The sequence below is a fragment of the Siphonobacter sp. SORGH_AS_1065 genome (assembly GCF_030818595.1).
Classification (GTDB): Bacteria; Bacteroidota; Bacteroidia; order Cytophagales; family Spirosomataceae; genus Siphonobacter.
The window spans coordinates 2182724-2204829 of the sequence record NZ_JAUTAM010000004.1 but is presented as its reverse complement, the minus strand read 5'-3'; the positions used below and the strand labels follow the sequence as shown (position 1 = coordinate 2204829).

Here is a 22106-nt window from a genome sequence, read left to right as displayed (position 1 = left end):
CCCATACTTGCCTGACGCAAATATTCTCAATACCACCCCACTGGAAGCCTATCTAACTATTTCATCACTCGACGAAGCCAAGCGACTGCGAAAGAGGTATCTGGTTTTTACGCGATGGATCGCGGTCCTACATTCTTGATCGTGCGTGTTTTTCGAAAAAAGGCTTTTATTTCGTATTGAAAAATGTAGAATTATGAAAATTCTAGTGGTTGAAGACGAGCAGGATGTAGCCTCTTTCATCAAAAGCGGACTGGAAGATTATGGCCTCGAAGCAGATATTGCGGATGACGCTTTCCGGGCTCAGCAGTTGCTGAAAGAACAGGAATACGGAACGGTAATTCTGGATGTAAACCTGCCGATTATGAACGGTTTTGAGCTTTGTAAGATCATTCGGGAAAAATACGAAGACGTGTCTATCCTGATGCTAACGGCTTTCGGAACGACCGATAATGTCCTGACTGGCTTTGATGCCGGGGCGGATGATTACCTCGTAAAACCCTTCGAATTTCGGGAGCTAATGGCTCGGTTACGGGCGTTGAACCGACGGCGATTAACCGTGCCGACGGAAGCTGTGATCCTGAAAATTGCTGATTTGGAGTACAATCAGAAAAGTAAAACGCTGAAACGCGATAATCAGAAAATCAGTCTTACCGCTCGTGAGCTGGCCTTATTGGAATTTTTCCTAAAAAACCAGAATCGGGCTTTATCCCGCAGCGAAATCGCTGAGAAAGTTTGGGATGTGAACTTCGATACGGGTACGAACGTGGTAGATGTATATGTGAATTACCTCCGTAAAAAGATTGATAAAGACTTTTCGCCCAAGCTGATTCATACCATCAGCGGCATCGGTTATATCATGCAGGAGGTTCAGAATTAGAACAACACTAACTATTTTCCTGCTGTCAGTCAGAGTGAAGTGAAGAAACTAATTTAGAATTGGTGAACTGTTTCTGACTGAATCCTGATTAGCGTTTTTCCAGGTTCGTCTCATGTCTAAAGAGTATCTAATACTTCTTCCAAGATAACAGACTAAAGAAATGACTATTTCTACTTCTGTCATTCAGAGCGAAGAACCCTATCTAGGTTTGAGTAACACTTTCTAACTGAGGGGGAACCATAATCTCCAGGTTCGTCTCTTGTCTAAAGAATGTCTCTTACTACGTTTGAGATGACAGACTGGAGAATCATATTTTATGGATGAATCACGTCTCTTCTAAGGCTAGTCATTGATCAATCTTTCAGACCATCTCAAACGAATCAATCCCTTCAGGTACAATGAAAATCAGATCCAAGCTTTCTGTCACCTTCTTGCTCATCGTGGCAGCCAACCTGGTTCTATTTTCCTCGGTGGTTTACTTCGTTTCTGAATATTTCCGACAAAAGGATTTTTACCTGCGACTAACCGATAAGGCCAAAACTACGGCCCGGTTGCTCATCGAAGAGCAAAAGATTGATGCAAAACTGCTCCAGCTTTTCGAACGGAATAACCTGACTTCCTTGCCGCAGGAGCAGATTATTGTTTATAACCTTCAGGGCAAAATCATTTATGAGAGCGAAAATCGCCCCGATCGTATTGTCGATGAACTGGATTTACTGAACCGGGTTCGCCAGAAAAATGAAGTTTTTGTTCGCTATGGCAAAAAAGAAATCGTTGGATTAATTTACGAACATGAAGACACCAACCTGATTATCATCGCGTCCGCCTATGATGAATACGGTCTGACCGAAATGAAACACCTTCGAACTATTTTAGGCTTTGGTTTAGTATTCAGCCTGACGCTGGTAGGCATTTCGGGCTGGTTTTTCGCGGGTCGGGCGTTGCAGCCCATTTCGGATGTTGTTCAACAAGTAGGTCAAATTAAGGCTCTTAACCTTAATCAACGCGTAGTGGCGGGTAATGATCACGACGAAATTGCCCAGTTGGCTCACACTTTCAATTCCATGCTTGACCGCGTGCAGAAAGCCTTTGCAGTGCAGCGGGATTTTGTGGCCAACGCTTCCCACGAATTACGCACACCTCTAACCATCATTACCGGACAAATTGAAGTAACCCTCATTAAACCCCGTACGGCAGAAGAACACGAGGCCAAGTGGAAAACGGTACTGGAGGCTATTAAGCGTTTGAATAACCTTTCCAATAACCTGCTCGAACTCGCCCAGGTCAGCCAGGATGATTCTACCGTTACTTTTCAGGAAGTTTCGCTCGATGAGGTCATCTATGATGCAGCCAAGCTATTAACGACCAAACATCCGCATTACCAGATGATTTTCTCTTTTGAGGGCACAACAGCCGAGTTCCAGCCCGAGCTGATTGTCAAAGGGAACCAGTCTTTATTAACGACGGCCTTTCTCAATTTGATGGAAAATGGCTGTAAGTTTTCCGAAAACAAGCAGGTTAAGGTCACGCTTGGTGTGCATTCGGCGGGGGCTACCATTAGCTTCGCCGATCAGGGCGTAGGCATTAGCGAGGAAGACCTCAAGCATATTTACGAGCCTTTCTTCCGGGCCGATAACGTCAAGCGAATTCATGGCTATGGCATTGGCCTGCCCCTCACCCATCGCATCATCGAACTACATCACGGCAGCATTCAGGTTGTCTCTCACCCAGGCGTCGGAACGACCATGACGCTGCACTTACCCAGGGTTTTCTAATCGATTTCTAATCATTTTCTCACCATTCTCTAATAACCTTCTAATGGACTCCTAATGTCCTGTAAAGGAGCCTTGTCTATCTTTGTTCTAAGCTAAAATATGTTCATTATCAGCTTTCTTTGAATAGCGACCTACTTTAGTTTATCCTACCCACGTGAGATTCACTGAATTGATTTCAGCGAATGTTGATCGTAGACGGTGTCTTCATTTAAGCCCTTTCTACACATGAAAAACCAGCCTTCTGCTGAATCAAGCCTTATAGGTGACATTCGGGGCGGAGTCGTTTCCTTTCTGGTAGCCGTACCCCTCTGTTTAGGTATTGCACTGGCTTCGGGCGTCCCGCTGTTTGCGGGTATCATCGCAGGAATTGTGGGCGGCCTGGTAGTGGGAAGTTTTAGTAAATCAGCCCTCAGTATTTCCGGGCCAGAAGCAGGCCTGATCATCGTCGTGTTATCGGCCATGGACAGCCTCGGAACGTTCTCTACTTTTCTGTTAGCCACCTGTCTGGCGGGAATTATTCAGATTTTGCTGGGTTACGCCCGGGCTGGAATCATTAGTAATTTCTTTCCATCGTCGGTCATTAAAGGAATGCTCGCCGCCATTGGTATCATCCTCATTTTCAAGCAAATTCCTTTGCTTGTAGGTTACGATGGCGATCATGCCGAAGCCTTCACCCTTTTTCAGCCCGATGGAATCAATATACTCAAACAGTGCCAGTGGGCATTTGCTCATATTAATGCCACGGCAATCCTGATTGCTCTGATTTCGATGGGTATATTTTTTATCTGGGAATTCATTCTTCCCCGAAAACAGGCCTCACTTTCAAAGATTCCACCGGCTTTGATTGTAGTAGCCACAGCCGTTCTGATTAATACCTTTTTTCAGCTATTTTACCCAGCCTGGGCTCTGAAAGACAATCATTTAGTACAGTTACCCGTTCCGGCTGATTTCTCTGGTTTTCTGAAGTTATTCACCTTACCCGATTTCAGCCAGATCAATAACCCGAGGGTGTATACAGCCGCTATTTCCATTGCTCTGGTGGCTAGTCTGGAGGCTTTATTATCAATTGAAGCGACGGATGAGCTCGATCCGCTCAGTCGTAAAACACCTTCGAACCAGGAATTGAAAGCTCAGGGCATTGGGAATCTGGTGAGTGGACTCATGGGCGGGATGCCTCTAACCTCGGTTATTGTCCGCAGTTCGATTAGTCTGAATGCCGGAGCCCGAACCAAAAGGGCGGCACTCATTCACGGATTTATGTTACTGGTTTGTGTGATAACCTTGCCGAACCTGCTCAATGAAATTCCCTGGGCAGCCCTGGCGTCAATTTTGTTTATAACGGGTTACCGACTCGCCCGAATTGAGTTATTCAGAAGCCAGTATGAGGCAGGATTAGTCAGGTTTTTACCTTTTATTACTACCGTAGGAGCTATTCTATTAACGGATTTAATAGCAGGAATTGCCATTGGTATGTTGATGAGTTTATTTTTCATCATCCGCGAAACGTACGTCAAAGCCCATCAAACCTATACCTATGAAATGAATGGCAAAGAAAGTATTCGCATTCGGCTGGGGGATTACGTTTCCTTTTTAAATAAAGCCAGTATCAGTGCCTTACTGGATCAGATTCCGAATGGGACACGAGTAGAAATTGATTATACCCAAACGAGTTATATCGATAGTGACGTACAAGACATTCTCCAGCGATTTGAGACCAGTGCTCAAGCCCGTAATATTTACCTCATTCGACTGGACACCAATTTAGAAATTCCACACTTCATCAACAGATAGTTGTCTAAAACAGACCAGAGGTATTTTAAAGGTAAGGAGTTAGTTTGATAAGAACCCTTTTCATCCGAGGGTTTTGGTAGTAGAAAGGTAAAGGCCGTATAAGCCTTTACCTTTTTTGTTCTTACTCGTCATTCTTGATCAACCGTCCCTGCCGGGATTGATGGCCAGCCTGAACTTTCCAGATAAACAGTCCCGAAGACAAACTGGATAAGTCTAACTCAAATCGGTGATCTTTTGACACATCAGAGCTCCTCTGTGATACCAGTGGTTGGCCCATGAGGTTGTATAACTGGATCTGAGCCGGAGAAGCCTGCGGCAGCGTAACCGACACTACTGCCCGATTCCGGGCAGGATTTGGGGCAACCAGCACTGCTATCTGAGGCAAGGTGGGCTCGACAGCCGTTGGGGCTTCGATACGAACCATCACTGACTGTGAGGGAACTGAGCACCCATCCCGCGATACAATTACTACATAACTGCCGCTACTTCTGGAACCTTTTAACACCAGACGAGCTCCATTAGCTCCGGTCACATTTGCATTATCCTTCCGCCATAGATAGTTATAATTTAGTCCTGAAGGGGCATTCAGAATCACACTATCAGGCTCCATAACCTGAAGTGACGTAGCTGGCGTGATATTCGATACCAGGTCTGCTCCCTTTTCAGTAATAACCTTAACCGTCGAACGAGTATAACAACCTAGCGTATCGGTGACGGTTACGTAGTAGCTACCCGGTGCAGAGGCATTATACTGTCTCGAGGTTCCACCAGTCACGGGAGCTGAGCCCAATTCCCATTTGTATCTATACGAAGGCTGTCCGCCCGTGACAGCTGCGGTCAGTAAAGCTCCGCCGCCTTTGCAATACGAGGTATCGCCTGTAATGACGGGTTTGGGAGAATCTTTCAACGTAATCACCTGAATATTAGAGGTGCTCATGCAGCCCTTGGAATCCTCCACACTCAGGTAATAAGAACCGGCTTTGCTAATGCTTACATTTTTACCCGTTCCAACTACTGTATTGCCTTCCCGCCAGCTATATTTTACCGCTCCCAGCGTATCCGTAACCGAGCCTAACAGCGTCAATGTATTACCCGAACACACATAAGTCAGGTTATTGGCTGCCCGGATGGAAGTTCTGATTTTACAACTATTGACCTGTACATAGGCAGTATCGCGGGACACGCAGTTTTTACTGTCCACCAGCGTTAGAATTACATTCGTGTTATTTGTAAACGGAGCAAACGTGGGGTTAGCCTCGCTGTAGGACTGCGTCCCGGGGAAAGTGTCCCAGTAATATGTATAGCCGGGCGTTCCGCCGGAAGCAGTAGTAACGTTTAGCTTTTTCAAATCATATACCTCTGATCCCGTCAGCGTGGCACCGGGACCCGCATAGGCCTTGGGCGATGGAAAAACTTCGGTTTTAACCAAAGGAGACTTAGCCTTACAGCCATTCGAATTAGAAATTTCAAGCGTGTATTGTGCTGCGTCCTTGACATAAATGGGAGCACTGCTTTTGCTGATTTCCGCTCCGTTCCGCGTCCAGCTATAGGTTTCTGCTTTAAAGTTGGGCCCCGAATAGATTTGGAGTTTAGTGCTATCTTTATCGGCAGAGCAAAGCCAATTTCTTTGGTTGGAAGTATAGGCAGGCGTAATGTAAAGCATTGGCTTGATAATCGTCACAACCGTACTTTGCGGCTTAGACACGCAGCCATTGGTATCCTTAGCCGTCACGCTATATGTACCAGAGGTCTTTACAGCCAGTGAGGCCATGTTTGCACCCGAAGAATCCACCTCGTTTCTTTTCCACTGATACGTATAGACAGCCCCCGAACCCCCTGACGCTTTAGTTGCTAAGGTAATCGTCGTTCCCTCGCAGATTTCGTCTTTATTACCCGTAATAGTCGTTAGGGTAGGCAATGCGGTTAAGGTAATGGTAAATGCATTCGAAGTAGTGGTGCAGCTGCCCTGAGTTACGACTACGGAATACTTCCCAGCCTGACTCGCCGTAAATTCGGCGGAGTTTGTCCCAACGTTGACACTATCTTTTTTCCACTGATACGAGTAAGCCGTCGAGGCCATACTGGTGGGTTTCGCCGTCAGTTTCAAGCTCGTTCCCGTACAAATAGCCGTCGATGAGGGAGCGGTAATGAGGGCCGTTAACGAGCAGTCTATACCTAATTTGTATAACTCAGGCACATAATAATTAGTCTGGGTAGAGGAAATTTGTCCCTTGAACTTATTAACGGTATAATAAATCCCTCCATCATTGGCGGCTACAACTGTTCTTCCAAAACCGATATTCTTAGTCCATTTCAGACTTCCTGTAGTACTATACTTTTTCAGATCAAAGCTTTCCGCACTATTCTTTACCAAAGCCACAATTTCGTTAGTAGTGGTCAGAATAATCTGTTCTGCCTGCTGACTAATAGTAATAGATGTTTGTCCTAAAGCACTAATTTTAACGATACTAGTCCCTGTACGAACCCACAGACTTCCGTCACTTTGCAACAGTCCATTGGCGACTCCGTCTACATTAAGTTTCCAGACTTGATTACCCGTACTGGTTACTTTGGTAATCGTTTTGGAATCATTAATATAAATGAAGGAATCATTACTAATTAGAAAACTACCTGAGTATCCCGACTTGGTCCAGCTTATTTTTCCCGCCGAGTCATATTTACGCAGACCGTCTTTTGCCAGTAATACAAACCCTCCATCTGAGGTAGTCGATAAGGCTGAAATCGTTGGAGAGCCAGCAATAGTTTCAGTTAAAATAGCCGTAATAACCCCAGACTTTAGCTGATAAACGGTCTGTTTATTCGTAACCAAATTGGTATAATAAAAATAGAAAATATCAGACGATGCCTGATAAATGACGGGTAAAGCATTGACTACCCGGGCATCTTGTGGAGTGGCTACTTTCCACTGTAACACGTGGGTATCATTATATCTTTTGATGGAATCCTGACTACTCAGGATCATCCCATTTTCCTGCACGGCTGTTAGTGCATTGTAGGAAGAGATACATGGAGTGCCTAGGCCAGGGGTTCGGGAACAGCTTTGTAAGGTAGTCGTTAACTTGGCATTAGCCGAATTAAAAGAGGCCAGTTCTTCCAAACCAAACGAAGAAGCCGGACCCGTATTAGAAGCCCGAGCTAAAGCAAATACCTTGTTTTTTCCTGAAGCAAGCGATAAATCATAACTTGGTGCATAGTTCGGCATCGTTGGATCCAGACTATACGTAAATTCCTCCTTCGGAGCCGTCGTCTGGGCCCAGATTTGAAGGCTACTTATCAAAATAAAAACGCCGAGTAAATACTTTTTCATAAAAAAACTGATTGGGTTGGGCCTTCGCCACGACTACTTTTCTAACCATTACGTAGATACAAAAAAAGGAAATTCCCCGCAGAAGTTTTTTCTTCCACGGGGAATTTACGGATAAATATCAGCTATTTACTTTCCGGCCTTTGCTAATTTCCCGGAGCTTTCTTTGGCTAAAATCGTTAAAGCGTTCACCAGCCGATCCAGATCCGACGGTAGAATGTACACATGAGGCGTTACCCGAACGCCTTTCACATTTTCCTTATCTATCGGCGTGGTATGAATCTTAAACCGGGTTAGTAACTGACTTTCCAGTTCGCCCGGCTTCAAGCCCTCTACCCCTACCACAGCCAGAGCTCCTGAATAGCCTTTTTTCAGGGAAGTATATAGCTCAATCCCCGGAATATCCTTCACTTTTTCGGCCCAGTAATTCTTGAGATAAAACAGTCGCTCGTACTTCCGGGCCGAGCCGATGGCGTTATTAAACTGAATGGCCTGAGCAATGGCCTGTTCGATGAAGAACGGTCGTGTGCCGAGATTTTCAAATTTGCGGATGTTATCCGATTGCGGCTGTTCATTGGGTACGAGCGGGAATACCTTCGAAATTTTCTCTTTCTTCACCCATAACATCCCCGTCCCAATCGGGGCACTGAGCCATTTATGTAGGCTCGTACCGAAATAATCGCAACCCAGCTCGGGGACTTTATAATCCAGATGCACAAAACTGTGGGCTCCGTCTACCAGCACTTCGATTCCCCGTTTGTGAGCCTCGTCCGCAATTTTCCGAACAGGTAATACCTGCCCCGACCAGTTAATGACGTGCGTCAGATGCACTACTCTCGTCTGGGGTGTCATTTGCTCCACAAAGAGTTTTACCATTCGGTTTTCGTCTTCGCAAGGCATGGGTAACTTCACGTAATTGAGCTTCAGTCCGTCGCGTAACTCGCGTTGCCGCCAGGCACTCATCATGTTGGGATAATCGAAATTGGAAACGACCACTTCGTCACCTCTTTGCAGGGGTAAACCCAGAATCACCGTGTCGAGAGCTTCCGTTGCATTTCGGTTAATGGCAATTTCTTCGGGCGAGGTTCCGGCTAGTTTAGCCAGTTGTTCCCGCAGCGGTTCCCGGCCCTGATCCAGCACCCGCCACATGTAGTAGCTCGGAGCTTCGTTGGAATACCTGAAGTAACGCTCTACGGCCTCCTGCACTAATGTCGGAGCCGGGCTTACGCCGCCGTTATTCAGATTCAGAGTGGTGGGAGAAACCGTATAGGCTTGTTGAATCATCGCCCAAAAATCTTCGTCTGCTGCCAGTGCTTCGGCACTTTTAGCGGATTGATACCGTTTAATTTCGGTAAAGTAAGATTCGGTAAGGGGTTTGAGTGAGGGAAACAGGACCCCGCTGGAAACAGCCATACGGGCCGACTGTCGGAAGAAAGAACGACGAGAGGATATCATAACCCATGACGTAGTTAGGATGAACAGGATTGCGGCCCGTAGGTAAATTAGTAGTTTTTTCCCAAAACCGCTACCGCCCAACGAAAAGAGCTATTTTTACGCGTCAAATTCCCGTTATCTTTCGACAGAAAGTAAGTCTCGCTCCGAGTTTAAGTGCATTTTAAAACCCATTAGAGCCCCATAACCCGCAGCAAATCTTAAGTTTATACTGTATGGATATTACGCTAACCACCCTTTTTGTACTACTGGCCGTTGGGGCAAGTATATATGCCTGGAATAATGATTCCATCATGCGTCAATGGATTCTGAATCCCTATCAGGTACATCGTAAAAATGAATACTGGCGTTTTCTGACCTCGGGTTTCATTCACGCCGACATTGGCCACCTGGCCTTCAACATGATTTCGCTGTATTCTTTCGGGAATCTGGTGGAATATATCTTCTCGCAGGTTTCCCCCTTGGGCAGTTGGTTATTTGTGGCGTTGTACATCGGCGGTATTATCATTTCGGACATTCCTACATTCCTGAAACATAAGAACGATCCGGGCTATAATTCCCTCGGAGCTTCGGGTGGGGTTTCTTCCGTGATTTTTGCAGGCATTATGTTTGCCCCTACTACCCCCTTGCGTCTCTTTTTTATTCCGATTGACATTCCCGGCTGGATTTTTGGTGGTCTGTATCTGGCCTATACCTATTGGGAAGCTCAGCGTGGATTAGGTCGCGTTAACCACTCGGCTCACTTATGGGGAGCGTTGTTCGGCATTGTCTTCGCCATTGCTATTTATCCGCCCGTTATTCAGTTATTTATTAATCAGATTACTGGATAAGTTTAAAGCATTTTGAGTTACTTATTCTGTCAATAGATATTCATGTTTCGGCTGTTCTCTCAACCACATCCGATCGTCGAACGCTCCCGCTCCACGTTTTTGCTCTGTGCGGGAGCGGGCCTGTTTGTGGGCTTATTTCTGATGATTTTTCAGCCTTTCGGAAGTTATAATATTCATTCGCCCGACAAATGGATTATGCCCTGGGTGTATGGAGTCATTACGGGCGGCGTTTTGCTGATTCATTACTTCGTTTACCCTCGCCTGTTTCCCAGATTTTTTTCCGAAGAAAAACTGGACAGTCGGGCGAAACATCCTGCTGATCTTAGCCCATTTCCTGGCTATTGGTAGTCTGAATTATCTCTATTATACCCTTCGTTTTGAGGATTCTTTTCAATTTTCTCATCTGATTACCATGATGGGCTTTACGCTCCTGATCGGTGTCTTTCCAACGACGGCGTTTACTTTAACCGAATACGTTAGAAAACTCAAACGGTACAGTAACCCACCGCAACCCGAACCGCTCAGCACACAGGAAGTCATCGCCGACACTTTTCATACGCTTCAGCTTACTGCCGAGAACGAAAAAGATACCCTGACACTTCCCGTTACGGATCTGCTTTATATGGAGTCAGCAGATAATTATTCAGAGGTAGTTTTCCGGGAAGGACACACGCTCCGCCGGGAGTTAATCCGCAGCAGCTTAAGCCGGCTGGAGACACAGATTTCATACGACTTTATTACCCGTTGCCATCGTTCCTTTATTGTTAACCTCCATCAGGTGGAACACGTTACGGGTAATGCCCAAGGCTACAAGCTGCATTTGAAACACGGAGATAAACCTATTGCGGTGGCTCGTAAGTATTCTACGCTGGTCGAACATTTCAAATAAGCTTTGTCAAACATCCCTGTTGCTTTCCGATTATCCCAATCCTTTGTCAAACGTCCCAGCACACTGACAGACAGCCCCCTTTAAATTGCACTTCTTTTCATTGTCGATTACGTTTGTTCCATCCTTTCTCAAACAACGAATGCAATGAAAACGCTTCATACCCTCTTTCTGGTTATTCACATCATCAGTGGTTTTACGGCTTTGTTTACTGGCGTAATTCCTATGATCACCCGTAAAGGTGGTAACTCCCATAACTTCTGGGGACGAATTTATTACTGGGCCATGTTCGGAGTTTTTACAACCACCATTGGCCTTTTTACACTGGATCCCTTCTCTCTGAAAATGCAGTTTTTCCTTCCCGTGGGGGTTGGTAGTTTTTACCAGACCTTTACCGGAAAACGAATTTTATTACGGAAAAAGATAAGCAGCCAACCTGCCCGGCTGGACTGGGCCGCGATGTACGCCGTTAGCTTTTTTGGATTAGTTACCCTGGCTTGGGCCATTCAGCGATTTAGTTCGGGCGACACTTTTCTGGGAATTCTGTTCATCGGACTTACTGCTCTGTGCTTGGGAAGTGGTTTAGCCGATTACCGAAGTTTTTCGGGTCGCGTGCCGCATGAAAAAATGCACTGGTTTTTCACACACCTGGCCCGTATGCTAGCTTCTTATGCAGCGACGCTGACAGCCTTTTTGGTAACGGTAGTTCCCAAAGTCTTACCTGCCCAAACGCCTTCTTACGTGTCATTAATAACCTGGATTTTACCCGGCGTAACCGTGGGGATTGTCATCACTCGGTTAGTGAGATATTACAAGAAGAAAATGGGCGTTTCAACAACTGTAGCGGCTTAGCTTGTTGTTACCACAGTTTATCGTTTACTGCTGGACCTATTCCTATCAATACCTTCGGTTATCCTACAACTAGAGACATGCTGCCAGCGAAAAGCTGGCAGCCACTCAAACTAGCATTAAACGACTAGAACAGTATAACTTGTCATTAACCCACCCTTTATTCTTCTGCCGCTGCCAGCCTTTTCGCTGGCAGCATATGTTTAGTTCTAAGGTTGGCCAATAGTGCTGCCAGCGGAATCACCACCGTTTCTATCTTTTACCGATGGTAGCGTGGAAAACTAATAAACGACGAAGCCCTGATCATTGCTGATCAGGGCTTCGTATTCAAGCTTTATTCCGATTATTCTTTTCCTTTATTGAAAACGCCATGCGGATCGGCTTTTTGGGAGGCTAGCTGTTCAATGAAGTTGAAATCCAGTACCTGTACGTCGATCTGACGGCATTTATGCAGGTATTCCCAGGATTTATCGAAATCATTTCTCAGATATTCCGCGAGGGCTAATTTCATGAAGGTAGTGCCATTGGTCGTATCAATAGTAGCCGAACGATTTAGTAACGTAAACGCCTGATTTAAATCTTCGCTGTTCTTCGTTTGCTGAAACTGGCCAATGTATAACGTCGCCAGATCGTCAAGTAATATTGAATTACTAGAATCGTAGAGCACGCCTTTGGACAACATCCGAATGGCCTGCGAACCGTCGCCTTTCTGATGGCAAACAACGCCTAAGCCCCAGTATGCATCACTGTTTTTTTCATCCAGCAAATGAGCCAGATTAAAGCGGTAACAAGCCGTATCCAGCTCACCTTCTGAGATATACTCCCATCCTCTTTCAGCAAAAAACCGACTGGCTTCGCTTCTGGTTTCAAAGTTTTGATCACAGGCTTTCAGGAAAGCTGCGTCTTCTTTTTTCTGCTGAACAGATTTACTTTTTTCTCCCCATAAGGGTATACAGTGTAACGTAGCAAGATCGCTGTCTTTAGCGGCTGCAGAAGTCGTTGTACTGCTATTGTTTCTGGCTAGGGAATGGTTTTGACTGACGAATTGTGGGGATTGGCCGAATACTTGCGGAAATACCCCTACGATTGTCCATACAATTAAAATGGCTCTCATCGAATTCACTCTCTCCAAATTGGTTCTGAATTTAAACGCTTCGGATCAAGAATAAGTGTCTATTGGATCAGTTTTAACGTAATTTCCCTGAGATTAACCGAAGTAATCAGGATTTCGTCGCTGTAAAAGGCTGAAAACTAGTCGCTTTCTTAATGTAAAGCGAAAGTACATCAAAGCATGAACTCTACAAAAAAATTGCTCTTCCCAGAACTAAACCTTTTTGCTAAACAGTTTAATTTCAATGCTTTGGATGAAGCGTTAATCGAAAAAAGAAAATAGAAACCACCGCTGCAAAGCCAATAATACCGGCAGTCAGGAAAAGAGGGTACTGATAGGATCCATATTGTTCGGACAGCCAGCCCATTACCCAGGGCCCCGTAAGTGAACCAAAATTTTCAAACAAACTTATGGTTCCATTGATTTTCCCAGCCGCTTTCAGACCAAAACTGCGTACGATCAACACATTGTACATCGTAAAAACACCACCCCAGCTTAAGGCTGCTACGGCCACGGAAGGAATAATTAAATCCCTGGAAAAACTCGCTAACCCCAACGCTCCCAGCATCAAGCCAACGAGACAGGTAGTGAAGAGCGGATATACCGAAACATAATCGGAAAGGAACGAAACGATAAACTTACCAATCAGGGCTAAGGCAAAGTAAAAAGACAAAGTCCAGGCGGCTTCGGGTGAGCCATAACCCATGTTCCTCAAGTGAAGAAAAAGATTGGACACGATGCCGACGATGCCTAGAAAGGTCAAAAAGCCACATAGGGAAATGAGCCAAAACAGCGGCATTCTCAGAGCTTCGGCGTAAGTCTTTCCCTGTTTTACCAAAGTCTTCTCGGGAAATTTTCTTCCATACGGTTCTAATCCAGCTTTTTCGGGCGTGCTCTGCACCAGAAAGGCCGTGTATATCAAGAGGACAAAAGGCACAAAAGCCAGCCAGTGAAAAGCCTGCCGCCAACCCTGCGTTTGGATCAACTGGGTAAGTATGGGGGGAAAAATGGCACTGCCCAGACTGGTGCCAGCCAGGGTAATCCCCAGAGCTAAACCCCTTTTTTCCTGAAACCAGGCTGATACCAGAATCACCACCGCTACCGAGCCCGCACAAACGTAAGCCAGCCCTAGTAATACGTGGATAAAGTACAGAAACGCCAGCGACTGAGCGTACCCATACCCCGCTAGAGCCAGTGTCATAAACGTTAATCCGGCGACTAGTAACCTCTTCACGCCAATTCGATCAATCAGTATACCTGAAAACAGGATAAAAGTAGCCGAGATGGCGTAGGTGACCGTTTCTCTGGACTTGAGCAAACTGCGACTCAGGCCAAATTCTTTTTGAAGGACTTCGTCAAAAACAGAAAGCGACGAAGTGGTCAAGCCGTTGATGGTTACTAAAATCAGCAACCCAGAACCCGCAATGAGCCAAGGATAATAACGGGAAGTATACGTTTGGGTTAGGGTAGATGTTTGCTCCATACCAGCGGGCGGGAATACATGCAAAAGAACGCTCGTGAAAAGTTAAACAGCAGGAAATTCAGATGGTTCCAGCCGGAGGTTCCTACCGAAGAAAACTTTAAACAAAGCATTAAAACCTTTCGTTATATTTTTGCAAACATAACGAAAGGTTTTAATGCTTTCCGCTATGGTTGGTGTCCGCACCAACTACTTATCGCGGGTCATGGTGGGGAAATATAACGGACTTAAATACATTTTTGACTACTCCTAATTCTGTCCATTAATGGTTAAATATGTTGTTCTCCCCCCGTGGTTGGTATCCCCACCAACCACTTATTGCCTTAATTAATGGCTGGTGAAGACACCAGCCATGGCGGAAATATCTCTCTGGTTTAATCTAATTCTGACTATCGATGGTTAATTATGTAGTTTTATTCTGGCTGATTTTCTCCTCTGCTTCGGCTCAGACGGTTTTGAAAGTTAGTGGTGAAGTTGCCCAACCACTTCATCTTCAGGCTACTGATTTGAAAGTCCTGCCGCACGTCGAAATAAAAGCAGCCGACCGTGATGGAAAAGAGCACCGTTATTCTGGCATTCCGGTGATTGAGTTACTCAGGAAAGCGGGGGTTACCGTCGGCGGGCAGTTACGCGGTGAAAACCTGGTTAAGTACGCTCTTATTCGGGCAGCCGATGGGTATGAGGTACTATTCGCATTACCCGAGCTAGACCCTGAGTTTTCAAACCGAACGATTATTCTGGCGGAATCAATGGATAAAGCGGCCCTACCTGCTGGTACGGGTCCGTACCGCATTGTAGTTCCAGAAGAAAAGAAACCCGCCCGCTGGATTCGGGAAGTTCGAGAAATTGAAATTCGCTTCGCTAAGTAGCTGTTGTTCCCTTGCCATTTCAGGAAGCTTCGTATCTTTAGTACATCTTCCCGAAATCATTATCCATAACTCATCATGACTCGTTCGCTGCCCCTTTTGCTAAGTTTATTACTTATGGGGATAGCTTTCGCCTTCACAACTAACCCGCCGTATGAACTCCAGATTCCTCCTTCGTTTGGCCATCGGTATACTATCCCGGAAGATAACCCCTTAACCGTTGAGGGCGTAGCGTTGGGACGTTTTCTATTCTACGATTCGTTACTTTCTAAAAATAATACAATTTCGTGCAGCAGTTGCCACCAGCAGGCTCTGGCTTTTACGGATGGATTTAACCTCAGCATCGGCGTAAGCGGGCGGCCTACGTTCCGAAATTCCATGTCGCTGGCGAACTTGCTCTGGGTACGGGATTTTTTCTGGGACGGGCATTCAAAAACCCTCGAAGCTCAGGCGTTGATTCCGATGGATCATCCCGACGAAATGGGTTTGGCCCCCGAGAAATCTGCTCAGAAACTTCAGCAAACGAAATTTTATCCGAAACGTTTTCAAAAAGCATTCGGCACCAATCAGATTACGCCGAAACTCATGGCTAAGGCTCTGGCTCAGTTTGAGCGAACCTTAATCTCGGCAAATTCACCATACGATCAATACCTACGCGGAAAATATACCCTGACACCAGCCGAAAAACGTGGTCTGGATTTGTTTATGCGGGGCAGTAACCCAGATCGAGCCATCCGCGGAGCCAACTGTGCTCATTGTCACGGCGGAGCCCAGTTTTTCCAGAATCGTTTTCATAACAACGGCCTCGACGCCTCCCCACTTGATCCTGGCCGGCAGGAAGTAACTGGTTTTGAAGAAGACTTTGCCCGTTTTCGCGTGCCTACGCTTCGGAACATTGCTCTAACCGCTCCTTACATGCACGACGGTCGGTTTAAAACGCTGGAAGAAGTCGTTAATCATTACAGCGATCACATCGCCCAAAGTCGTACGCTAAGTGCTGATTTACGCGGGATGATTTCCTTAACATCCAGCGAAAAGAAAGACCTCATCGCTTTTCTTCACACCCTTACGGATCGGGAATTTATTCGAAACCCGGCTTTTAGTAACCCTTTTTAGAACCCTAAAAAAAAGCCCCGCTGTATCAACAGCGAGGCCTTCTCAGAAGAAATCAATTCCTTATTTTTTCTCTTCTTTCTTCTCTTCCGTTTTAGGCTGAGAAGCTTTGTATTCTTTGTTCAGACCGTCGATGATCTTCTGGGTGACGTCTAATTTAGAATCAGCGAACAGAATACCGCCTCCTTTCTGGAAGCCTAAAACGTACTCATATTTGTTTTCGCTGTTGTATTTCTTGATGTATTCGAAAATGTTATCGTACAGCTTTTCCGTTTGCGTTGAACGCTCTACTGCCAAATCATTAGCTGCTTTCTGACGGTAGTTTTCGAAATCAGACGCTCTTTTCTGTAATTCCAGTTGTTTCGCCTGAGCTTCGGCCGCTAGCATACCACCAGCCCGTTGTTGGAAAATCTGGATTTCACGCTGAATGGCTCCACCTTTCTGGTTTAGTTCAATATCAAGCTGCGTACCTTTTTGCTCGAAAGCTTTCTGGGTATCCTTGAAGAAATCGTAGTTGCTAAGTAAAGAATCCGCATTTACGTATACAATAGGTTTGCCCGCCACTGTCCCCATAGAAGAGCTCGTCGAAGAAGTGCTTTCTCCTTTGAAATGCAGGTAATACAGAACAGCCACCGCCACGACCAACACGGCATTAAGGGCTAATGAAAGGTTTTTCACTGAGATAAAAAGGGTTTGTTATACGATTAGGTCGGCAAAAATAGCCATTTGCCTTGAAGAGACAAGGCCGGTTTCATACAGTATTTCAGGATTTTACGAACTTTCACCAATAATCTTTCGCTTTTTCGCTGTCAGTTTTCACTTTGGGTAAAATCGCCTGACGGCAATAATAGCCACTCATGGAAGCAAATCCCGCCAGCAAAGCTCCGCTCCAGGTCGTTAGCGTTAAGAGACCAATCGTCCCAATGTTCTGAAAGGTTTCGCTCATGCGGGCCGTTAATATCCCCCCGGATCGAAGGTGTTCGTAATAGGCCATGCAAAACCAGAGCAAGGCCGTAGACAGAAATCCGTTCCAGAAGGCTCCACCACCACTTTCACCCTTCCAGGCCGAAATGGCAAATGGAATAATCATTACCGACCACCAGGGCAGAAAATACTGCACCATGGCAGATAACAAAATCATTAATATAAACTGCATAAGGCTTTCCGCAGGAATTAGGCTTGTACTCGTTTCAGGTAAAGGTTCGCGAAAGGTAAAGACGCGAATTCATCGCGTCTAGTCAGAAATGGGGGTAATCAAAGATAGAAAAACCGCCTCTTACTCAGACGCGATGAATTCGCGTCTCTACGTTTTAGCATTATTCTTTGGTGATTTTCAGGGTACTCAGCACCTTCCCATTATTCTCCTCCAGCGATTTCAGGTATACCAATTCCTTTAATTCACCTCTCGACCAGGCATTCACCATATTGTCATAATACGGGCTACCGGGGTTACCCGACTGACCACCGGGATAAATCCCGTAAGCCGTTGGGCCCTCTTTGCCGAGGGCTACCACCATTCGCCACGACGGTCCCCACTTCCCACGATAGGCATTGGGTACATCGGCCCCGCCCCCTGCCTTTACACCTGTTCGTCCGAAAGCTTTTAAAGGGGGGATCAAATGGGCAATGGTCGATCCTTTGACATTACCCCAGGCCCAGTTTTTAGAAGAATACGTGCCGTACTGCCGATGAAGCGAATCGATGGTAGCTCGGAAGCTAAGCCGAACAATATCGCTTTTGGTTTCTTTCACTTCGGGGGTGGCCTTCAGGTCAAACCACTTTGATTCGGGTTTCTTTAGAATCAAATGCCATAACTGGTCATCCTGCGGTAATTGAATCGGTTTTTTAGGATCAGATTTGAATTCATCCCAGACAAAAAAGGGAAGGTTATCAATCCATTTTTCAAAAATCGTAGCCTCAACCGATGCCAGCGTATACTCGTAATCCCACTGCTTTAAGGCCGTATAAGCCGAGTATTGATTGGCATTTAGGTCTCCGAAGTCAATATCTTCCAACAGCGTGGGTAACAGGTCACGGGCCAGCACGTTGTAAGTATCATTCTGTAAAGCCCGCATGCTATCAGGTGTAGCCCGTTCCATAGCTTCGAGTCGTTCATTAATACGAATGGCCCGGTTAGCTGGGGCAAACCGCCAGTGCAGGTAATAGGGATACGACTGATCCGTCGGTGACTGATTAGCCGAACTCACAAAACCCCGACTGGGGTTTTTCACGTGCGGATTCTGCTCGTGCGGAATCCAGCCTTGCCAGTCGTATTCGGGCTTGGTACCATCCAATAGATATTTACCCTGTTCATCCCATTTCAGCGGAAATTTGCCATTTACCCAAATAGCAATGTCATCCTGATTACTCGCAAAAACGAAATTCTGAGCTGGTCCGACGTAATGACTCAGCGACCGCACGTAATCATCGTAATTCCGCGAACGATTCAGCATGTAAAAAGTCTTGATGGGGTTACCCGGTTCGTGAGCAATCCATTTCAGAGCCAGACTTGGTTTTTTGTCTTCGGGATAACGGGGCAAGGCCACGGGTCCGTGGTGCGTATAGGCAACGGTATCAATAACGCTAGGCTTTCCTTTGATCTTGATCTCCTCTGCCCGAAACGTCGTTTTATTCCATAACTCATTATACCAATACTCCTGGCGGGACGCATCCTTGAATCGGATGGCATATAAATCCGAAACATCAGCTGCAACGTTTGTCACACTCCAGGCGACGTCGTGGTTGAACCCAATAATAACGCAGGGAGCTCCGGGTAAGGATACACCGTACGCATTGCTTTCGGGTGTAGCCAGTTGAACCTCATACCAGATGGAAGGCAGGGTAAGCCCCAGGTGGGGGTCCCCCGCCAGAATGGGTAAACCCGTAGCAGACTTCTTGCCGGAAATGGCCCAGTTATTCGAGCCAATGCCTTCTACCCGTTGCGGCCAGTCAGTGGGTTCAGCCACGGCTGCGGTTAGTTCATCATATCCTTTGGGCTGGCGAGGAATTGCTTTCCTACGGAAATTCCATCTGGTCCCTTTCGGAATAATCGGGCTTTCGCGATCGGCGTAATCCGGGTATAAATCCTTGAGAACTTCTATCCCGAATTTTTGCAGCAGGTTAGTCATGGCCGCATCGCCATCTTTTGGACTGGCCAGCGTATGCGTCATTTCCACCATTAATAACATGGACTTCTCGGGAGTCCAGGCTTCGGGCTCGAAACCCAGCATTTTATACTCTACAGGGTAATCTGCCGGACGTAAGTTTTTGAGATAGGCATTGATGCCATCGCTGTACGCTTCCATCACCGAACGAATTTTTTCGTCCTGCTGGACAAATCGCCACGAGTCTTCAGCAGCCTTCATTGAGCCCGTCCGACGTTTGTATAAATCCAGCGGCAGGGCCTGTTCGCCTACAATCTCACTCAATCGCCCGGAAGCGGAACGAATGGTCAGATCCATCTGGAAAAGACGATCCCGGGCCGTTACGTAGCCCTGAGCATAGTAGAGGTCATGGTCATTGGTGGCAAAAATATGGGGTACCCGATTGTCATCATACCGAACAAATACATCTCCCTGTACACCCGGCAAGTGCACTTCCGAATCCAGTAGCTGAATTCGGCGTTCGTTACTCCAAAAGCCCGAAAAAGGGCTTAAAAAAGCTCCCAAAGCAGGTATAGGACGAAAGGAAGTACCCAGGGCCCACAGTAATCCGGCGGTGAGGGCAACACTAAGAACCGCTTTTTTCATGTGATTATACTTCTTTAAATAAAACAGACCTTTTTTCTGCTTTTCCCGTCAGAAAAACAGCACCTACTGAGCCTTCATCAGGCTTAAGGTAAGGTATGAAATTTAAAAATAGATAATTATTTAAGCACTTCAGCCCCTGGCGAAGTCAACAGAGAAGGATTTTTTAAATAGTTATTTCGGAAAAACCGATTCAGAAAGTGCATTTTTCCGCAGAAACGAGACGTATTCATTTGTTGAATTACGATCAAAAAATCTACCACACGCCTCTAATCCACTAGTTACCAGATCAGTAATCTATTTCAACCAAAACACTTCAGGTCTATTTACTAGATAGAATGAATCCATCGGCTAGTCATCACTTTTACCGTAACCCTTTTACGAAGATTAATGAAATGTACTTACCACCTACCCGATTAAAACAGCGATTCATACACTTCCAGATACTTCTCCGCACTTTTTTCCAGGCTGAAAAAATTCGCCCGTTGCCGAATCTGTTGTTCCAGAGCCTGGGTCGTATACTGATTCATTCCTGCCTGAAATACTTTCTGCATGGCTTCTGCTTCAAAACTACTGAAATAAAAGGCAACGTCCCCTCCCACTTCCGGTAATGAAGTTCGGTCCGACAGAAAAACGGGTTTTCCAAATGACATGGCTTCCACTACGGGTAAACCGAAACCTTCCGCCAGCGAAGGATGCAAAAAAGCCAGACAATTTTTCAGATACCAGCTCTTTTCCTCTTCCAACACCGGGCCCGGAAGATGCAAACGATCCCGAACGCCTAATTGCTCGGCCAGGGCTTTCATTTGGGCTACGTAATCGGGTTCGTCAAAATGCCCCGCAATGATCATTTCTAACTCTGGATTATGCTGGAGCAGAGGAATTAAAACGTGGTAATTTTTCTTGGCATTCAGATACCCCAGTCCAAAAACAAACGGTCGGCTGGGTCGATAGGACTTGTGATTCAAACCGGGCGTTGCTACCTGATGCAAGCCATTATGAATGACGTACACAGGCTTGTTGCCGACTTCACAATGTTGCAGTAAATCATTTCTGGTAAATTCCGAGATACAAACGATGGCGTCACTTCGATCAATGAGTGTTTGCGTATGGGCCAGACTTCTCAGTTGTTCTTCGCGGGGTTTGCCTTCGTGTAAGACGTTGAGATCATGAACCGTTAACAGCACGTTGGTACTACTGCTGCGATCTTTTCGGGGGATAATGCGTCCTGACTGAAAGGGAGCATGCCATACCCGGCAACCCACCAGAAAAGGTTTCCAGAGCTTATGCCATTTTTTCTCAATGATATGATGATTCTCCGGGGCCTTTTGTAGATACTTTCGGGGAGGCAAATACATTCGCAAAGGCGGCTGCTGCCGTTTTTCCAATAACTTATTTACCTCCAGACTCATATTCAGACAGTAGTGATACAAGCCTGAGTTCGGAAATTTCATTAAACCACAATCAAGAATTATCGAGGACATAAATGTCTTTGATTTATAAAGGGATGGCCCTCCAATGAATCGGCACCGGCTCGTTTTCCTGCTTCTGAACATCTGTTCCGAACCAGGAAACTACTCAGCACCTTCCGTGGGCTTCTACAGATAGGTTACTCTAGGGATTTATGCAAAGCGTATTCTTTGCTATGACACCAATCTGCCAGAAAGTTAGATTGACTCGTACAAATCCTTCTTTAGGTTCACTAACGCTCACCTGTCTGCTCTTTGCTTCCAGAAATCATTTCCGGTTTCCATCGCTTTTTAACGCACGAAACTAATACTTTGAAAACTATTTAAATGTTTCATAAACTTTTCGAGGGTTTTGGTGTCCCTTATACTCCCCAGGAATAAAAAACTTTGATCTAATCTATTTATCAGTAAATCAATCTCTTATCGTTAAAAAATCTTTGTTATCTTTAAATAAATGACCGATTTCCTCCGTACGTATGGATCGAAAAATGACAGAAGCCATACATCGCTTCAAGCGAAGGCCGTATTTTTGTCTT

General features: G+C 45.8%; 18 protein-coding genes. 10 read left to right on the top strand and 8 right to left on the bottom strand.

What is annotated here, in order from left to right; all coding sequences use genetic code 11:
• The first annotated feature begins 193 nt into the window (after nucleotides 1-193).
• The 3 genes from QE390_RS09905 to QE390_RS09895 all read left to right on the top strand — a co-directional run bounded on the left by QE390_RS09905 (nucleotide 194) and on the right by QE390_RS09895 (nucleotide 4443).
• Nucleotides 194-877 carry a response regulator transcription factor gene (locus tag QE390_RS09905; RefSeq protein WP_307142008.1) on the top strand — a complete coding sequence of 228 codons (684 nt, stop codon included), beginning with the start codon at nucleotides 194-196 and terminating at the stop codon, nucleotides 875-877.
• Between the two features lie 398 nt (nucleotides 878-1275).
• Nucleotides 1276-2652 carry a HAMP domain-containing sensor histidine kinase gene (locus tag QE390_RS09900; RefSeq protein WP_106636793.1) on the top strand — a complete coding sequence of 459 codons (1377 nt, stop codon included), beginning with the start codon at nucleotides 1276-1278 and terminating at the stop codon, nucleotides 2650-2652.
• A 225-nt stretch (nucleotides 2653-2877) separates the two neighbouring features.
• Nucleotides 2878-4443, top strand: a complete 1566-nt coding sequence (locus tag QE390_RS09895) for a SulP family inorganic anion transporter (protein WP_307142007.1) — start codon at nucleotides 2878-2880, stop codon at nucleotides 4441-4443.
• A gap of 121 nt (nucleotides 4444-4564) precedes the next feature.
• Here the strand turns inward: QE390_RS09895 and QE390_RS09890 are convergent, their stop codons facing one another.
• Nucleotides 4565-7771, bottom strand: coding sequence for a T9SS type A sorting domain-containing protein (locus tag QE390_RS09890; protein WP_307142006.1), 3207 nt, complete (start codon nucleotides 7769-7771; stop codon nucleotides 4565-4567).
• A 126-nt stretch (nucleotides 7772-7897) separates the two neighbouring features.
• Nucleotides 7898-9223 (bottom strand): aminotransferase class V-fold PLP-dependent enzyme, encoded by a 1326-nt coding sequence (locus QE390_RS09885; RefSeq protein WP_307142005.1) that lies wholly within the window; start codon nucleotides 9221-9223, stop codon nucleotides 7898-7900.
• Between the two features lie 212 nt (nucleotides 9224-9435).
• Here QE390_RS09885 and QE390_RS09880 point away from each other — a divergent pair, with 212 nt between their 5' ends.
• From QE390_RS09880 to QE390_RS09865, 4 genes are all read left to right on the top strand, one after another.
• Complete coding sequence (locus tag QE390_RS09880) at nucleotides 9436-10050, top strand: rhomboid family intramembrane serine protease (protein ID WP_307142004.1); 615 nt, start codon at nucleotides 9436-9438, stop codon at nucleotides 10048-10050.
• A gap of 42 nt (nucleotides 10051-10092) precedes the next feature.
• Entirely contained in the window at nucleotides 10093-10398 is a 306-nt protein-coding gene (locus QE390_RS09875; protein ID WP_307142003.1) for a hypothetical protein, read from the top strand.
• Between the two features lie 64 nt (nucleotides 10399-10462).
• Nucleotides 10463-10939, top strand: coding sequence for a LytTR family DNA-binding domain-containing protein (locus QE390_RS09870; RefSeq protein WP_307142002.1), 477 nt, complete (start codon nucleotides 10463-10465; stop codon nucleotides 10937-10939).
• A 144-nt stretch (nucleotides 10940-11083) separates the two neighbouring features.
• The gene (locus QE390_RS09865) at nucleotides 11084-11788 is read left to right on the top strand and encodes a DUF2306 domain-containing protein (RefSeq protein ID WP_307142001.1); all 705 of its coding nucleotides are present in this window, start codon (nucleotides 11084-11086) and stop codon (nucleotides 11786-11788) included.
• Between the two features lie 340 nt (nucleotides 11789-12128).
• On the opposite strand, the gene QE390_RS09860 is transcribed toward QE390_RS09865, so the two are convergent.
• Both QE390_RS09860 and QE390_RS09855 read right to left on the bottom strand, forming a co-directional pair.
• A complete protein-coding gene (locus QE390_RS09860; protein WP_106636787.1) occupies nucleotides 12129-12899 on the bottom strand; it encodes a M48 family metallopeptidase in 771 nt (256 codons plus the stop codon).
• Nucleotides 12900-13137: 238 nt separating this feature from the next.
• Entirely contained in the window at nucleotides 13138-14379 is a 1242-nt protein-coding gene (locus QE390_RS09855) for an MFS transporter (protein WP_106636786.1), read from the bottom strand.
• Nucleotides 14380-14397: 18 nt separating this feature from the next.
• Between QE390_RS09855 and QE390_RS09850 the strand changes: the two genes are divergently transcribed.
• From QE390_RS09850 to QE390_RS09840, 3 genes are all read left to right on the top strand, one after another.
• Entirely contained in the window at nucleotides 14398-14598 is a 201-nt protein-coding gene (locus QE390_RS09850) for a hypothetical protein (RefSeq protein WP_307142000.1), read from the top strand.
• Nucleotides 14599-14771: 173 nt separating this feature from the next.
• Complete coding sequence (locus QE390_RS09845; RefSeq protein ID WP_307141999.1) at nucleotides 14772-15245, top strand: molybdopterin-dependent oxidoreductase; 474 nt, start codon at nucleotides 14772-14774, stop codon at nucleotides 15243-15245.
• A gap of 75 nt (nucleotides 15246-15320) precedes the next feature.
• Nucleotides 15321-16358: a cytochrome-c peroxidase gene (locus QE390_RS09840; RefSeq protein ID WP_307141998.1), complete on the top strand. Its 1038-nt coding sequence runs from the start codon at nucleotides 15321-15323 to the stop codon at nucleotides 16356-16358.
• Between the two features lie 60 nt (nucleotides 16359-16418).
• On the opposite strand, the gene QE390_RS09835 is transcribed toward QE390_RS09840, so the two are convergent.
• From QE390_RS09835 to QE390_RS09820, 4 genes are all read right to left on the bottom strand, one after another.
• Nucleotides 16419-17033 (bottom strand): OmpH family outer membrane protein, encoded by a 615-nt coding sequence (locus QE390_RS09835; protein ID WP_106636783.1) that lies wholly within the window; start codon nucleotides 17031-17033, stop codon nucleotides 16419-16421.
• 103 nt (nucleotides 17034-17136) lie between these two features.
• Nucleotides 17137-17511, bottom strand: a complete 375-nt coding sequence (locus tag QE390_RS09830; protein ID WP_106636782.1) for a hypothetical protein — start codon at nucleotides 17509-17511, stop codon at nucleotides 17137-17139.
• Between the two features lie 160 nt (nucleotides 17512-17671).
• Nucleotides 17672-20104, bottom strand: a complete 2433-nt coding sequence (locus QE390_RS09825; RefSeq protein ID WP_307141997.1) for a penicillin acylase family protein — start codon at nucleotides 20102-20104, stop codon at nucleotides 17672-17674.
• Between the two features lie 413 nt (nucleotides 20105-20517).
• Nucleotides 20518-21585 (bottom strand): glycosyltransferase family 1 protein, encoded by a 1068-nt coding sequence (locus QE390_RS09820; protein ID WP_307141996.1) that lies wholly within the window; start codon nucleotides 21583-21585, stop codon nucleotides 20518-20520.
• Between the last annotated feature and the right edge of the window lie 521 nt (nucleotides 21586-22106).